General features: G+C 57.4%; 13 protein-coding genes. 5 read left to right on the forward strand and 8 right to left on the reverse strand.

Going from position 1 to position 16,416, the window contains the following annotated elements:
* Positions 1–355 precede the first annotated feature (355 nt).
* Both EV281_RS31805 and EV281_RS31810 read left to right on the forward strand, forming a co-directional pair.
* Positions 356–1,429 (forward strand): SLC13 family permease, encoded by a 1,074-nt coding sequence (locus EV281_RS31805; RefSeq protein WP_245508355.1) that lies wholly within the window; start codon positions 356–358, stop codon positions 1,427–1,429.
* Positions 1,330–2,193: an SLC13 family permease gene (locus tag EV281_RS31810; protein ID WP_245508356.1), complete on the forward strand. Its 864-nt coding sequence runs from the start codon at positions 1,330–1,332 to the stop codon at positions 2,191–2,193. Before EV281_RS31805 ends, EV281_RS31810 begins: the two co-directional genes overlap by 100 nt.
* A 58-nt stretch (positions 2,194–2,251) precedes the next feature.
* On the opposite strand, the gene EV281_RS26250 is transcribed toward EV281_RS31810, so the two are convergent.
* Complete coding sequence (locus tag EV281_RS26250; RefSeq protein WP_132657223.1) at positions 2,252–3,322, reverse strand: helix-turn-helix domain-containing protein; 1,071 nt, start codon at positions 3,320–3,322, stop codon at positions 2,252–2,254.
* A 409-nt stretch (positions 3,323–3,731) separates the two neighbouring features.
* A complete protein-coding gene (locus tag EV281_RS31815) occupies positions 3,732–4,121 on the reverse strand; it encodes a hypothetical protein (RefSeq protein WP_245508357.1) in 390 nt (129 codons plus the stop codon).
* A gap of 78 nt (positions 4,122–4,199) precedes the next feature.
* On the opposite strand from EV281_RS31815, the gene EV281_RS31820 reads away from it, so the two are divergent.
* Positions 4,200–4,718 carry an AraC family transcriptional regulator gene (locus EV281_RS31820; protein ID WP_245508358.1) on the forward strand — a complete coding sequence of 173 codons (519 nt, stop codon included), beginning with the start codon at positions 4,200–4,202 and terminating at the stop codon, positions 4,716–4,718.
* Between the two features lie 4 nt (positions 4,719–4,722).
* On the opposite strand, the gene EV281_RS26260 is transcribed toward EV281_RS31820, so the two are convergent.
* Together EV281_RS26260 and EV281_RS26265 are read right to left on the reverse strand one after the other, a co-directional pair.
* Positions 4,723–7,839, reverse strand: coding sequence for a multidrug efflux RND transporter permease subunit (locus EV281_RS26260; protein ID WP_165911958.1), 3,117 nt, complete (start codon positions 7,837–7,839; stop codon positions 4,723–4,725).
* A 1-nt stretch (position 7,840) separates the two neighbouring features.
* On the reverse strand, positions 7,841–9,025 hold the full coding sequence (locus tag EV281_RS26265) for an efflux RND transporter periplasmic adaptor subunit (protein ID WP_132657228.1): 1,185 nt from the start codon (positions 9,023–9,025) through the stop codon (positions 7,841–7,843).
* Between the two features lie 492 nt (positions 9,026–9,517).
* Here EV281_RS26265 and EV281_RS26270 point away from each other — a divergent pair, with 492 nt between their 5' ends.
* Positions 9,518–10,042, forward strand: coding sequence for a DUF1269 domain-containing protein (locus EV281_RS26270; RefSeq protein WP_132657229.1), 525 nt, complete (start codon positions 9,518–9,520; stop codon positions 10,040–10,042).
* Positions 10,043–10,137: 95 nt separating this feature from the next.
* On the opposite strand, the gene EV281_RS26275 is transcribed toward EV281_RS26270, so the two are convergent.
* Positions 10,138–11,136: an AI-2E family transporter gene (locus EV281_RS26275; RefSeq protein WP_245508360.1), complete on the reverse strand. Its 999-nt coding sequence runs from the start codon at positions 11,134–11,136 to the stop codon at positions 10,138–10,140.
* Between EV281_RS26275 and EV281_RS31825 the strand changes: the two genes are divergently transcribed.
* Positions 11,017–11,469 carry a hypothetical protein gene (locus tag EV281_RS31825; RefSeq protein WP_245508361.1) on the forward strand — a complete coding sequence of 151 codons (453 nt, stop codon included), beginning with the start codon at positions 11,017–11,019 and terminating at the stop codon, positions 11,467–11,469. The genes EV281_RS26275 and EV281_RS31825 overlap by 120 nt on opposite strands.
* A 332-nt stretch (positions 11,470–11,801) precedes the next feature.
* Here EV281_RS31825 and arcA read toward each other — a convergent pair whose 3' ends face one another.
* The 3 genes from arcA to EV281_RS26295 form a co-directional block, all read right to left on the reverse strand.
* Positions 11,802–13,058 (reverse strand): arginine deiminase, encoded by a 1,257-nt coding sequence (gene arcA, locus EV281_RS26285; RefSeq protein ID WP_132657232.1) that lies wholly within the window; start codon positions 13,056–13,058, stop codon positions 11,802–11,804.
* Between the two features lie 14 nt (positions 13,059–13,072).
* Positions 13,073–14,506 (reverse strand): basic amino acid/polyamine antiporter, encoded by a 1,434-nt coding sequence (locus EV281_RS26290; RefSeq protein WP_132657234.1) that lies wholly within the window; start codon positions 14,504–14,506, stop codon positions 13,073–13,075.
* Positions 14,507–14,648: 142 nt separating this feature from the next.
* Complete coding sequence (locus tag EV281_RS26295) at positions 14,649–16,076, reverse strand: basic amino acid/polyamine antiporter (protein WP_132657236.1); 1,428 nt, start codon at positions 16,074–16,076, stop codon at positions 14,649–14,651.
* Positions 16,077–16,416: the final 340 nt, after the last annotated feature.

The following is a 16,416-nucleotide window of genomic DNA, read 5'->3' on the forward strand; positions in this document are numbered from 1 at the left end:
AAAGTCGCGAAACCGGAATTGTGGAATGTCCACCTGTCTTTAGAATTAGCACATTCGAATTCTATAGACTAGGCTCGAATATCCGTTCAAGGACTAGCGTGTTGTGCTTTTATGTTGGCTGTAAGATGCATTTTGTGTCGCCGCACGGAAACAAGAATTCCAGTCATCTATGCTTCGCATCAAGTTGGCTCTGTTTTGAGTAAACTGTAACAGACTGGCGGCGTTGCCAACATTTGCTACGTTGGCACCCCGGAGACTCCGCAAACTGCGGAGATATGGAGTTGAATTTTCCCGACATTGCCTACGTTTGAAGGCAAATCTTCTGTCTTCGCTCCGTTTCATCTCAAGGACATAAATGAACTATCAGCTCGCGCTCGTCCTGTTTCTGCTTCTGACGGCGGTAACCATGTTCGCGATCAACAAGCCGCGCTTCGATGCCGTCGGCTTGTTGATGCTCGTCGCAATGCCGTTTACGGGCGTCATCACAATGAACGAAGCGCTGGCGGGTTTTAGTGATTCTTCTGTAATCCTTATTGCGGCTCTGTTCGTCATAGGCGAGGGCCTAGTGCGAACAGGCGTCGCAAGGCAAGTGGGCGACTGGCTGGACGCCAAAGCCGGCGCCAGCGAAAGCCGATTGTTGGCCCTTTTGATGGTCGCGGTCGCGGGCCTGGGCGCCTTTATGAGTTCGACGGCGGTGGTTGCCATTTTCATCCCCGTCGTACTGCGCATTTCGCAAAACCGTAGTCTGCCTCCCGGGCGGTTGATGATGCCCCTCAGTGTTGCGGCTCTTATCAGCGGCATGATGACCCTCATTGCGACCGCACCCAATCTTATCGTCAATGCCGAGTTGTCCCGCCATGGCATAGAGGCGTTCAGCTTTTTCAGCTTTACCCCCTTTGGACTACCCGTGCTCGCCCTCGGTATCGTCTATATGCTGGTCGCCCGAAAAACGCTGACAGCACAGGCGACGGACGCCGGAAAATCGCCACATCGATTCACTTTGGGTGACTGGATCGAGCGCTATAATCTTGCTGCCCGCGAGCGACGTTTCCTTGTCACCGAACATTCGGCAATGGTTGGCAAGCGGCTCGATGAACTGCAACTGCGCCGCGCCGGAGTAAATCTGCTCGCGATCGAGCGTGGCTCGGGGCTGTCCGCGGAAGTGCTCCGCCCTATGCCACACACCCGGATCGAAGCGGGAGATACGCTACTTGCAGATGTGAACGGATCGGAAACCCCTTTCGAGGCGCTTTGCCAAACCTATTCTCTAGAGGTTCGCCCGCTCCAGCAAGGAACGATTATTTCAATGATCGGTCTCAGGAGATCGGCATGGTCGAGGTCATCCTGCCGGCCGAGTCCGGCCTGCTTGGCCAGACAATTCCGGAAGCTCAATTGCGCTCGGAATACGGTCTCACCGCGATTGGGCTGAGACATGGCACTCAAGTTGTGACAGATCACCTGCTGGTCGAGAAGCTCAAGCAGGGCGATACGCTATTGTTGGTCGGCTTCTGGTCAGACATAAACGATCTGCGCAACAATACAGCCGACATGGTCGTGCTTAATATTCCCTCGGACTTCGAGGCGGTACTGCCGGCTCCGGGACGCGCACGGCGTGCGCTCGCAGTACTCGGCCTTACGGTCCTCCTGATGATCACCGGTGTCGTACCGAATGTTCACGCCGCGCTGATCGGTTGTCTGTTGATGGGATTGCTCGGTTGCGTCAATTTCAACAGCGCCTATGCATCGATCTCCTGGAAAACGCTGGTCTTGATCGTTGGCATGCTGCCATTCTCGCTTGCCCTACAGGGGACAGGAGGTATCGATCTTATAGCCGGAGCGGTGATCGATATTGTTGGTGCACATTCTCCATATCTAATCCTTGCCGCCCTCTTTGCGATCACTGCTCTCCTCGGTCTTTTCATTTCAAATACCGTCACGGCAGTCCTGATGGCGCCGATAGCCGTGGCCATCGCCCAGGACATTGGTGAATCTCCGCGGCCCTTTGCCATGATTGTCGCGCTTGCCGCATCGACAGCCTTCATGACACCGGTTTCCTCGCCGGTGAATATGCTCGTCGTCGGACCCGGCGGATATAGCTTCGGCGATTTCGTCAAGGTCGGCGTCCCCCTTTCTATTATTGTGGCGATCGTGAGCATTATGCTGGTTCCACTGCTGATTCCCCTGGGGCAATGAACTCGCGGTGGAGCGCGGCGTCGAAGTCCACTGTGACAGCTGAGCTCGTAGGGTGATGTCAGGCAGAGAGACCGAGCAACAGATGCTCGAGACTTGAGACATGATCGGATTCCTGTGGCCTGGATCGTCCAATGAAATAGCCGCGACCATCCCACCCGATCTCTCGCGCTTCCTTGGGGGATATGCCGAACTCCTGCCGGAACGCGCGGCTGTATGCCGAGGCGTCGAGGAAACCCCACTGCTCCGCTATACGCGCGACTGGACGCATGTCGGAACTGTCAGACAAGGCGTCCCGCGTCCGAAGCAGACGCTGACGTCGAATATAGGCCGAGATGCCGCCAAACGGTTCAAACAATCTGTACAGGCGGGATCTCGACACACCGAGTTCGGCGCAGAGCATATCCGGAGCGAGGTCGGCTTGCGCAAGCTTGAGATCGATCAGTCGCCTTGCCCGCTCTATCAATATCGAATTGATCGGTCCTTTGGCCTCCGCAAAGCGGTTCCGCGACGGCGCCAGGCACATCTCTATGAGGCAGCGCGTAGCTTCGACGACGTAGGGGAGTTCGGTGATCCGCAGGTCGGGCAAGGATCGATCGAGGAGAAACAGGTAGTCTCCCAGCAGCGACCCGAGCCGGCCATCAACCTTTGCATTCAGCTTTTCGTCACGCACCAGGCTCGAAGCGAACAGATCGCGCGGTATGAACAAGGTCAGAACGCCTTCCGCCTCCATCTCCGCTTCGAAGGGTCTTGCCAGACAGTGCAGATCCGGCAAAGCCCCCCGTTTCGCATAGGTATCGCCACGCTTGGATGAGTGGAATGGCATCAGGAAGTACAAGTGATCAAGTCTGGTTTTTCTTATGTGCCGCCAATGGTGAGCGTATCCCTTTCCCGGCAGCTTGGTTCGCGTGAAAGCCAGCTTGCCAAGATCCCAAACCATCTGGCGAGCGGGAAATGACGCATCCTCGCTCTTGGCAAGAGAAAGATCCCAAACCCCTTGGTAAGCGGCGCGAAAGACTTCGAACTGATCTCTTGGGGGAAAAGCCACTGTCGTGAAATCTAGAAAACACGACAGCCTGTCATCTTGAGGCTGGTTCCGATGATCGATTTTCAACCGGGACATACTGATCATCGGCGGACCTCAAAGCACTAACGCCTACGAAGTTGCTCACACGTCCAAAGCCCTTCTTCTTACTATAGTCGGAAACAGCTTTTGAATACGCTTGTGATAAATCGCTATATCGCGTGACGATCCGCCATGCATAAGCCCGTGTAACACCTTGAGCTCAATGGATTTATTCCGCCTTCGCTCACCTAGTGTGAAACCATCTGGCGCCTTACATGTCCAATAACGCAACACAATTACACGGCAGTCCTCCACTGATTCTTATCAACCCTCGATAGCAATTTCGGGCTTGTCATTTAGACGATTGCGAACTACTTTGCCGCGTAGAGGAATGCCGCTCTTGCGAGCTTGCACGTGCATTAGGCTTAGGCTCGGACCTGAATAGACATCCACGCGATGTAGGCGTGTCTTATGGTTATTCGCTATGCATAAATCCTTGGAACTGGATTTCAGAGGCATCCAAAGCGAACTTCGTCATACCGAGTTCGTGCGGATGAGGGATGTGCTGGGTCCCACGGAGGGCATTTTTCGAACCAAGGAACATGGACATTATCGGCGGATCGATGATTTTGTTTCCCTGTATGTGATGAATTTCGAGGTCCTCCAGTCCTTTAGCCTGGCGATGGCGCTGAGAGATCTCATCTGTATTCAGATAACGATCAAGGGCAGCTATCATCGCTTGGTTGGCGATCATGTCGAACGTGTCAACCCGGCGCAGATACAGATCACCAATTGCCCGCACTCCACCTCGAAAACCGCGGCCGGGACAAAATTGCGCGGGATCATGATTGCCTGCGACAGACAATATTTCCTCGATCGCTTCGGCCTGAGGCCAGACAACATTCCGGCTCTATACAAGCCGATTTTTCTGACGGATTCCGGCATGGTGGATGCATTGAGGCTGCCGCCAACACCCTCCATCATCACCACGACGGACCAGATCCTGTCGTGCAGGTACGAAGAGCCGTTGAAGATGATCTATCTCAAGGCGAAGACCATTGAGATCATCTGCGACGTCGTCGCACAACTCAACGCCTTTTCCTTGCAGAGGGGAAATCGTGTCCGCTCCGTACAGAAAAAGGCTCAGGCGATCGAAACCGCGGCGGCGATCTACAGGCGAGAGATCTACAACCCGCCTACCATCAAGCAGATGGTGCTTCGCGTCGGCCTGAACCGCAACGAGCTGGCGATAGGCTTTCGCGAGCGGTTCGGCGCTACACCCCACGCATATGCGCAGAGGGTGAGAATGGAACAGGCCAAGGCTTTGTTAAGCGCCGGACAGCTGTCGATCAGCGAAGTCGCGAGGCGCGTCGGCTACGAAGGCTATTCGAGCTTTTCGCGCGCCTACCATATGCACTACGGCCATGCCCCCTCCCTTAGCGCCCATCCCGACGACAGGTAGCTCTCTAAGCTGTCTGCCGGCGTCGAAAGTATCGACCTATACTGTCGAAGAACACGTAGAGCGCCGGTATGAGTATGATGCCGATGGCGGCTGCGGCCAACATGCCGGCAATAATGGTCATTCCGATCGCAACACGGCTGGCGGCGCCCGCTCCGCTGGCGAACACCAATGGCAATGCACCGAAGATCGTCGCCAGCGCAGTCATGAGAACCGCACGAAAGCGAATATGCGCGCCTTCGATTGCCGCTGAGACAAGATCCTGTCCCGCCTCGTGCGCTTCCTTCGAGAATTCGACGATCAGGATCGCGTTCTTGGCCGCAAGTCCTACAAGCAATACCAGGCCGATCTGCACGTAGACGTTCAGATCGATGCCAGCGACATGAATTCCGATGAGAGCGCCCAGAATGGCGACAGCCACCGAAGTGATGACCGAAAGCGGAATCGACCAGCTCTCGTATTGGGCGACCAGGAACAGATAACCAAAGATCAGGGCCAGGACAAAAATGGTAACCGTCTGCGCAGACGCGGTCGCCTCCTGATAGGAAAGGCCGGACCACTCGAAACCGTAACCTTCCGGAAGGGATCCTGCCGCAGCTGTTAACGCCTCCATCGCCTGCCCCGAAGAAACACCCGCCGCGGGTTGGCCGTTGACGGTGGCGGCGGTAAATTGGTTGTAACGTGGCAGCAGCGTCGGCTGGAGCGTCTGGCTCACCGACACCAGAGCTCTCAGGGGAACCATGGCTCCGGTCGTGCTGCGCACATAGAGGTTCAGGATATCGTCTGTTCGGCCGCGATATTGACTGTCGGCCGCCACGTTCACCTGATAGGTCTGCCCCATGATGTTGAAGTTGTTAACGAAGCTCGATCCCAGCTGCGTTTGCAGAGTGTCGAAGATCGTTGCCGTGGGCACGTGCAAATTCTCGGCACGCACGCGATCAAGATTGAGATAGAGACCAGGCACTTCGGCGGAAAAGGTCGAAAAGGCTGCGCCGATTCGCGGATTGGAATTTGCCGAGACGATGAAGGAGCGCGTTACCTGTGCCAATTCCTCCGGGGATTGCCCGCCAAGCGCCTGCAAACGCAGGTCGAAACCTCCTGATACGCCAAGGCCCGGGATCGACGGCGGCGGAAATGCGATGACGTTGGCCTCGCTGATCGAAGCCAGAGACCGGTTGAGTTGCATCAGCACGCCACCGAGACCTGTTTCGGCCGTCATTCGCTCGCTCCACGGTTTGAGAACAAGCAGTACCAACCCGCTATTGGGCTGCTGGGCGCCAGACAGCAGGCTTGTGCCCGACACGGTGATGACACTATCGACACCATTGATGGTGCGGACCGCCTGCGTGACACGATCCAGCACTGCCTGTGTGCGCGGCAAGGCCGCCGCGTCCGGGAGCTGAACATTGACGAAAACGATTCCCTGATCCTCGGTGGGCAAAAATCCGGTCGGCGTACGCCCAAACATCCAGGCGCAGATGCCGGCAATCAGCAGGATGATCAATCCAGCGACAACAGATCGCCGCGCCAGGCTGGCGACGGTTCCGACATAGCCTTTCCGGACCTTGTTCAGACCTCGGTTGAAATAGGCAAACGGACCCTTTTCCCTGGCGTCGCCGTGGCGGAGCAAAATCGCACAGAGAGCCGGGCTGAGCGTCAACGCATTGACCGAGGAAATGGCGACCGCGGCGATAATCGTCACCGCGAATTGCCGATAAAGTTCACCGGTAATGCCCGGCAGAAAACCGACCGGCGCGAATATTGCGACGAGGACCAGGGTCGTGGAAATGATCGGCCCGGTAACCTGCTTCATCGCTGCTTCCGCTGCCTCCGCGGGCGAGATGCCGGGATCTTCGGCGAGGACGCGTTGCACATTCTCGACGACCACGATGGCATCGTCGACGACGAGACCGATCGCCAGGATGATTGCGAACAGGGTGACGGTGTTCGCGGAATAGCCAAGCACGAGCAGGATGGCAAAAACGCCGACGAGCGAGACGGGAATCGTCAGGGCGGGGATGAGTGTGGCGCGCCAGCTCTGGAGGAAGAGATAGACGACGAGGATAACGATGATTCCCGTCAGGACGAGGGTATGGATGATCTCCGTGATGGTGGCGTTGACAAAAGCAGTCGCATCATAAACCACCCGGTACGAAACATCCGCAGGCAACCGGCTCTGCAGGGCATTCAGTTGCGTCCGGACGTCCCGGGCGACGGCGATCGCGTTCGAACCCGGTGACTGGTAAAGGGCAATCGTTGCCGTCGGTTGACCGTCAAGGAGCCCCACCGAGTTATAGGAAGCTGCCCCGAGTTCGACGCGGGCGATGTCGCGGATACGAACGATACCTCCCTCATTGTTTGTCCTGACGATGATGTCGCCAAACTGTGTCGGGTCGCTGAGCGGCCCGAGCGCAGAAATGGAATATTGCAGGACCTGGGTGTCGGCAATCGGAGGGGCTCCGATCAGACCGGCAGCGGCCTGAATGTTCTGCTGCTGAATGGCTGTCGTGACATCGGATGGCACAATCGAAAGTGCCGCCATGCGGATCGGATTAAGCCATATCCGCATGGAATAATCCAAGGCACCCATGATCTGGGCCGATCCGACGCCTCTGACGCGCGACAACGGATCAGCGATGTTGATCTTCGCAAAATTCGAGAGGAAGAGGCTGTCGTGCGTCCCGCCCGGTGAAAACAGATTGACGACCATCAGGAAGTTTGACTGCTGCGACCTGACGTTGACGCCGAGATTTCTTACCGTCGCCGGCAACTGCGCCTGAGCAAGGGCGACGCGATTCTGGACGTTGATCTGAGCGATATCCGGATCGGTTCCGACCGCGAAAGTGACGGTCAGTGCATAGGTGCCGCTGGCGCTCGCGCTGGAGGACATGTAGGTCATGCCTTCCACGCCGTTGACCTGCTGTTCGATCGGCGCCGCAACGGTTTGGGCAAGCGTCTGCGCATCCGCTCCCGGATAGCTGGCCGTCACCTGAACGGTCGGTGGCGTGATCTCCGGAAACTGTGAAACAGGTATGGTAACGAGGGCGATGGCGCCAGCGAGCGTGATGGCAATGGCGATGACCATTGCCAGCCGGGGCCGCTTGATGAATATCCCGGCCAGCACGCTAGTTTCCCGCAGTTGACGGTTGAGGGCGGACGACGATACCGGGATGAATTCTCTGAATACCGGCGACGATGACCATCTCTCCATCCGCGAGACCCGATGAAATCGACCAATCACCCTCGATCTTATCGCCAGTCGTCACACGGCGGATCGTCGCGCGGTTGTCTTGGCCGAGAACAAAGACATAGCTACCATCCCGATCCTTTTGGATTGCCGCAGCCGGGACGCCTATGACCTTACGAGGTTCGCCAGCTTCGACCTTCACTTTCATCGTCTGTCCGGGGACAAGAAGTGAGTCAGGATTCGAGAAATCCGCGAAAACGGCAATCGTACCCGTCTGAGGATCGACCGCATTGTCGACAAAGACGACCGCACCCGGATTGGGATAGGCAGTGCCGTCGGAGAGTTCCAGCCTCGGCCTGAATTGGTCGAGTTGTGATCCCACGCCCTGCCCTTTTTTCTGAAGCGCACGAACCACCGCCAGATATTGCTGGTCGGAAATCGAGAACACCACCCGGATAGGATCGGTCTGCACGACAGATGCCAAGGCTCCAGTGCTTTGAGACACGAGATTGCCCTTGGTCACGAGAGCGCGTCCGATGCGGCCGGAGATGGGCGCGGCGATATCGGTGTAGGACAGGTTGAGGGACGACGTTTCGACCTGGGCCTTTGCCTGCGCCACATCGGCCTGCGCCTGATGCACCCTTGCCACGGCAACATCGCGATCAGTCGAGGCCTGATCAAAAGCAGCCTGAGTAGTAGTATTGCCGCGCAACAGCTCGCGTTGACGGTTGAGCGTAATCTCTGCCTGCGCGGCATTAAGCTTCGCCACTTCGAGAGCGGCCTCCGCTGACGACAATGTGGCATCGGCGCTGTGCAGGGCAGCGAGATATCCACCCTTTTCAATGCTGAACGCGGGCTCCCCTGCCTTGAGAAGGCCGCCCTCGGTAAATTTGACCTCTTCCAGGACGCCGCTGACTCGGGCGTAGAGGTTGACCCGCTGGATCGCTACGACCGAACCCAGAAACTCATAATTGCTGGTGAATTCAATGAGCCGCGCCGGCGCGACCTCTACTGCGGGTTCTGTTCCTTCCTGCGCCCCGGCGTCATTCAGAACAGCAGTTGCAACAAGCAGGGCAGACGCTGCGAGACAGCTGCGCAAGCTTGCATATATACGAAGTCTCATCTCGCGCTTCCCAGTCTAGAGCGTCGACTGCATCGACCATGCGTCCTGAAACTTGTGCTTTCGTTCCGAAAATCCACTTGGGAGCGTATCACCGACCCTCTGTGAGCCGGGCCTTCCCGTGAAACTTCGTCATAACGCGTGATGAAATGCCATAACTGCGCGCCGCTGTACCTACGCAATCGCAACGCAGCGGAGCGACGTGAGAGCAGTAACCGTCATGATTCCGACGACCGAAAACCAACCGACAAGCTTCCGTCAGATAAACCCGCTGGCGCTGGCGCGCCGTCGAAGCCTTTCGTCAGGCAGCCAGCGTTGATCTCGGTCTATGTTGCGTTCATGTCCCAGCAAATATGCAAACGTCCGGCGCGCACTTCCGATTGCGGCGCCAGAAAGAGACGGTGTGTAAAGTTGTGGGATTCTCAACTGATTTCTTCGCAAAGCCGAAGACATAGAATGCCCGTGGTTTAACTCAATGTCGTTGCGGGAGCTCCCATGTCAGACCTGATCGTCATCGTTTACCCCACGGAATCCAAGGCCGAAGAAGTCCGGCAACGACTCATCGAGCTCCAGAAGGAATATTTGATCAAGCTTGGCGACGCCGTCATCGCCACCAAGACGGAGTCTGGAAAGATCAAGCTCAACCAGCTTATGAATACCACGGCAACCGGCGCGATCTCTGGCAGCTTCTGGGGCCTGCTCATCGGCGTGCTGTTCCTCAACCCGCTCCTTGGGGTAGCCATCGGGGCAGCGTCGGGCGCCATTGGAGGCGCCTTGACCGATGTCGGCATAAACGATGCCTTCATGAAGGATCTTTCCGCCAGCCTGCATCCGGGGAACGGTGCCCTGTTCCTGCTGGTCCAGACGATGACATCGGACAAAGTGTTGAAGGAAATTGAGGGATTCGGCGGCCACGTGCTCAAGACGTCGCTCGACGAAACCAAGGAGCAGACGCTTCGCGACGCTCTTCAGCGGGCCTCCAAGGCGGCTGAAGCAGAGGCAGTAGAGAAGTCTGCCTGAGGGGTAGCTTCGCGCTGCATTCGAACGGACTGCGCAAAGGAACGCGAGGAGATATCCGGTGCGGCGCTCGAGGGAGCGATGCCGCACAACCGGCGCTATGGTCCCTGGCCGGCGCCCTCCTTGGCGCTCTGCAGATCAGCCAGCCACCGCGTTGCGGGAGATTGTTCGCAGAATGTCAGTATGGCGATCGTGATCGGGACTCCGATGAAGGAGCCGAACAATCCCCAAAGAAAAGTCCACAAGAAAACCGAAAACAGCACGATAAACGATGAGACAGCCAGCGCGTTCCCGGCCACGCGTGGCTCGATATAGCTGCCGATCACGAATTGGATGATATTGAGGCATACGAAGACAATCAATGCTGCCTGCACGGACTCGAATTGGGCCAAGGCATAGAGCGTCGGCAACAACGTCGCAATGAAAGACCCGATAAATGGTATGTAATTCAGTGTGAAGGCGATAACGCCCCACTCAGCAGCGAATTGAAGGCCGAACGAAAGCGCCAATACCCAGACCATTGCTCCGGTCACAATACTCATGATCGTCCTGATCAAGATGTAGCGACGAAACTTGGAGGCGGTCACGCTGCAGCCGGTGATCAATATGCGCGCCGTTTCCGCGCTCATCACCGTCCGAATCTTGCGGCTGAGCGGTCTCACCTCGAGAAGGCCGAGCAGCACATAGACGAGCACCACGAGCCAGAACGAAATCATTGTGTTGAGACGTGCTGTCAGCCCCTGCAGCATCCCAACAGCCCAACGGACGTTGAAGTGCTCCCCCCAAATGCCGGCGACGACAATACCATGCCCCTCCAGCCATATGGTTGCCTGGTCGTAGAGCATCTGAAAGCGTGGAGCGTCCGATATCAGCGATCGCGCAATACGCCCGAAGCCCCAGCCGACTACGGAGGCGAAGAGTACAAACACGACGAAGATGACACCGACCACCAGCGCCAGCGCCAGCATCTGCGGCAGATGGGACTGAAGCAACCTCTGCATCGGCCATACGATTGCGATGATAAACAGGGCGCAGGCGACCGGAGCAAAAATGACAGCCAGGAGATAGAGAGTGGCAACGACCGCGATTGCGGCGATCACGCCAAGGGTGACGGGAACGGTTCGATCTTCAACCATGAACATCCATCGCGACGGCTGAAGCCGTTAATTTGGCCGCTGAGCTTGTTCTTGTATATCTTCCCATCCTTCACGATCATCAGGAAGTTCTTGTCAGGATCGGCGACAAAACGAAAACGGGTCACCGTCGACGAACAGGAGATCGGCAAAGCCACCCACCTCTATGACCTGGAGCCTGCCGAATGGGAGTTACGGAGGAAAACATCGCTCACCTCATTCCCACGAGACGGTCATCGCACCCATCCCCCTTCGATGAAAAACCAGCTGCCGTTGCGATTGGTCCAGCGTGGCTGACGATAGCGGAAGCCGGGCCTTGCGGGAATCCAGCGGCCGGGTACCCATACATAGTCGCGCCTGCGGTGGCTCCATTCCCAGTATCCCGGTACCCAGACAGAGCCACGCCGCGGCGGCGGCTTCGCTCGGGACGGGGACGTGGCGGTGGACGGTTCGGCCGCCTCCTCGCGTTCTGGGCTTCTACTTCGACAGGGAGGAACACCGCTAATGGTGCGATGGTGACCGGTCAGAAGTGCCTTGAGCAAGAACCGTCGCGAAAACATTGTCCGCTCATCTTCGCTTCCCATGATAGCACCTCCGGTTCTCCTCGCGGACACTCTCGCATTGCCGTCTCAATAATCGACAGGGTCGCGGCTGATCGGGCATGTCATGCAGTGGCCACCTCCGCGTCCGCGTCCAAGCTCGGCGCCCACAATCGTGATCACCTCGATGCCCGCCTTGCGCAGCAATGTGTTGGCATAGGTATTGCGGTCATAGGCATAGACGACGCCTGGCGAAGCACAGACCAGATTCGCACCACTATCCCACTGGGTCCGTTCCCGGACGTAGTCGTTACCGCCGGTTTCGACGACGCGCATTTTCTCCAGGCCGAGCGCGTCACGAACGGTGTCGACGAAGCTGCCCTTATCCCTGTGGAGTTCGACGCCGCCGTTGCCGTCCGGGCGATAGGAGAAAGCCTCGATGCCGTTGACAATATCTGGATAGATCAAAACGCAATCGCGGTCGGCGAAGGTGAATACCGTATCGAGATGCATGGCAGCGCGCAGCTTCGGCATCGCCGCCACGATGACGCGCTCGGCCGCCCCCTTCTCGAAGAGCGCGGCTGCGACCTGGCTGATGGCCTGGCGAGAAGTGCGTTCGCTCATGCCGATCAACACGTTGCCTTTGCCGATCGGCATGACGTCGCCACCCTCGAAAGTTGCGAGGCCCCAATCCTTGGTCGGATCGCCCCACCAGACATTTACATTGCCCGCAAAGGCCGGATGGAACTTATAGATCGAGGTCGTGAGGATTGTTTCCTCGTGGCGTGCCGGCCAGTAGAGCGCATTGAGCGTCACTCCGCCATAGATCCAGCATGTGGTGTCACGCGTGTAGAGCGTGTTCGGAAGCGGCGGCAGCAGATATTCGTTGACGCCAGCTGCATCGCGGATCAGCGCCAGTTGCTCGCCGCCCAGCTTCTCCGGAAATTCGTAGGTCGACAGCCCGCCGATCAGCGTCTCGGCGAGTTCGCGATCCGGCAGTCCTTCGAGATAGGAGCGAACTTCGTTGATGAGGCCGAGACCGATCTGGTTTGGCACGATCTGATTGTCGAGAATCCACTTCTTGGCCTCGGGAACCGCCACCGTCTCGGTGAGAAGGTTATGCATTTCCAGGACTTCGATGCCGCGGTCGCGCATCTTGGTCATGAAATCGAAGTGGTCGCGCTTGGCGTTCTCGACCCAGAGGACATCATCGAAGAGAAGGGCGTCGCAATTGCTCGGTGTCAGACGCTGATGGGCGCGACCAGGGGCGCACACCATGACCTTGCGCAGCTGGCCAACCTCCGAATGGACGCCGAAAGCCTGTTGAGCGGAGCTTGCAGAAGACATGCCTTACCTCCTCTTCAGATTGTCAGGTAACCGGTGGACAATCCGACAATCGCAGCAACGCAGCCGATGACTGCAGCCGCGAAGATCACCCAATCGGTAACGGTATTGAATATTTTCTTGCCCTGCTCGCGGCGGGCCCAGAAGTAGAGGATCGTGCCAGGAGCGTAGAGAAGAGCCGATAGAAGGACGAACTTCAACCCGCCGGCAATGATCATGAAGATCGTATAGATCACGGCGATGCCGGCGATGATCATGTCGCGTCGACGCTCCTCCGGCCTGACCTCATAGGTCTCCCCGCCCTGCGCGACGAGATAGCCATATGCCGCGACGAACAGATAGGGGATCAGGGACATGGCGCTGGTCAGGTTCAACATCAGCGCAAACGCGTCTTGAGACCAGTAGGTGCTTATCACGAAGAGCTGGACGATGATGTTTGTCAGCCAAAGTGCTGCAGACGGTACCCTGTTCTGGTTTTCGGTGCCGAAGATACGGGGCATGTCGTCGGTGCGTGCGGCAACATAGAGGACTTCCGCGCACACGAGCGACCAAGCGAGATAAGCGCCCAGAACCGAGATGATGACACCGGCGCTGATGAAGACGGCTCCCCACGGCCCGACGACGGCTGCCAGAACGCCGGCCATCGAAGGCTGCGACATCGCCGCAATCTCTGGACGCTGCAAGGCGGCGTACGGGAGCAACGTCACCAGCACCATAAGCGCAGTAACGCCGATGAACCCGACGATAGTGGCCGTCCCGACATCGGAACGGGTTTGGGCATAGCGGGAATAGTTGCTCGCGCCCTCGATACCGATGAAAACGAAGACGGTCGCCAACATCGTCGCTCGAACCTGCTCCAGCAGCGAGGCCGCCGGCATTCCTTCGCCACCCCAAAAATTGGCGCGAAACAGCTCGAGTTTGAACGCGACGGCAAGCAGCACGATAAACGTGAGGATCGGGACGATCTTGGCGACAGTGACGACGGTATTGATGAAGGCCGCCTGTTGCACGCCCCTAAGGATCATGAAGTGGAACAGCCAGATGCCCATCGACGCCACGACGATTGCGACCAGTGTGTTGCCGTCGCCGAAGACCGGAAAGAACCGGCCCAGCGTGGACTTGATCAGGACCCAATAGGAGACGTTGCCGATGCAACTGCCGATCCAATAGCCGAAAGCCGACAGGAAACCGGGATAGTCGCCGAACCCGGCCTTGGCATAGGCATAGACGCCGGCATCGAGATCCGGCTTGCGCTCCGCCAGCGCCTGGAAGATGCGGGCGAGCATGTACATACCGCCGCCGGCGATGCACCACGCGATGATCGCGCCGAAGGGACCAGTCGCCGCGCCGAATGTACGGGGAAGCGAGAAGATACCCGCTCCCACCATCGAACCGACAACCATCGCTGTCAGCGCGAACAACGAAAATTTTTGCGTAGATCCGGAAGCCATGAGACACCCACCCGATCACTCGTAGGTTGCTTTTCGAAAGTTTATGCCTCAATTTCACCACCGGCGAATGAGCGCAAAATCTCACCTGTGTGCTAGGCGTCCCTTTTTTCCTCGATAGGTCTCCGATCTCATCCCCGACGGTTCAGACGGTAATGCGGCCGGTCAGGAGGGAGTAGATTGCGACGGCAGCGGCGATGGCTGCTGCCGCAAAGATAACCAGTTCGACCATGCTGAAGACGGCTCTGCGCTGCTCGCGGCGCGCCATGATGAATAGCACGCTACCCGGGCCGTAAATGGCGGCGGACAATAGAAGATGTGTTGTTCCAGCTGCATAAATCAGCCAGATCGTATAAATGAGCGCAATGCCCGATCGCACGAACTCGCCGCGATGACTAGCCGGACCGCGATCATAGGTTTCTCCTGTCCAGGCAAGCTTGAAGCCATAGGCAGCGACGAGGAGATAGGGAATGAGTATCATCGAACTTGTCAGCTCGAGCGCCAGCCGGAAGGCATATTGGGCAAACAACGTGAGGATCAGGAATATCTGGACAAGGATATTGGTGAGCCACAGGGCATTCGACGGAACACCGTTCTTGTTCTCATGAGAGAGAAACCGGGGCATCGTTTCGTATCTAGCGGCTGAAAAGAGGATTTCGGCTGCAAGCAGAACCCAGGACAAGTAGGCGCCTGCCACAGAAATGATCAGGCCCGCACTGACGAACATGGCACCCCACGGGCCGACGACAGCATCGAGAACACCGGCCATCGATGGATTTCTAAGCCGAGCGAGATCCTCGTTCCGCATCACTCCATAGGACAACATCGTGACGAGAACGAGCAGGCAAAGTACCCCGAAGAACCCCAGAAGTGTCGCGATGCCGACATCAGAGCGATTGCGGGCATAGCGCGAGTAGACGCTTGCTCCTTCGATGCCGACGAACACGAAAACAGTGACGAGCATCGTCGCACGAACCTGGCCAGCTACGTCTCCTAAAGTCGCTCCGCCACCCCAGAAATTGGTGGTGAAGACATCGGTCTTGAAGCCGAAAAATACCAGGACAACGAACAGGAGTATGGGAATGATCTTGGCGAAGGTGACGATCGTGTTAATCGCGGCCGCCTCTCTTATGCCGCGCAAAATGAGAAAATGGACAACCCAGAGAAGGATCGACGACGTCGCGACCGCAATGACGGTGTTGCCATCTCCGAAGATCGGAAAGAACAGGCCGAGCGTCGACTTGATCAGCACAAAATAGGATACGTTACCGAGAAGGGCTGCCGCCCAATAGCCAAGCGCGGACAGGAAGCCGAGATAATCGCCGAAGCCGACCTTGGCATAGGCGTAGATGCCGGCATCGAGATCTGGCCTGCGTCGCGAGAGCGATTGGAACACGAAGGCCAGCATTAACATGCCGACACCGGCAATCGACCAGGCAACCAGAGCCCCAAATGGTCCCGTTGCTCGGCCAAAGGCTTGCGGTAGCGAGAAAATCCCTGCGCCGACCATCGAGCCGACGCACATCGCCATCAGCGCCCATAGGGAAAATTTCTGTTCAGACGCAGAGATCATGGGCGCCAGCCCCGAAGCCAGATGATCGAAAGTGTCGGGGTGCTGACCCGCATCTCGACATTCTAGCCTTTTCCACCTAGCCCTGTGATCGGCAAAGAATCCAAATTTTATGCCTCGAGTCCCATTTTTGATCGGCTCGGATGCTTCTGATCCGACGACCTGTCGGATCAATCGCGCAGAATTGAGGGAAGAGGGAAGCTTGGATTTGTTTTGAGGCTTTTCGGCTTCGGCTTGATGTGTGCGCAGGAGGAGGAGCTAGCATCGGCGGGCAAGCGCAGCTTTTCCGTCAGCGATAAGCGGAGGGCGCTGTGTTTTTGCAGGGCAGGGTTTGGTTGCGGGG

The sequence above is a fragment of the Rhizobium sp. BK418 genome, from assembly GCF_004341105.1.
In the GTDB taxonomy this organism is placed as follows: domain Bacteria; phylum Pseudomonadota; class Alphaproteobacteria; order Rhizobiales; family Rhizobiaceae; genus Rhizobium.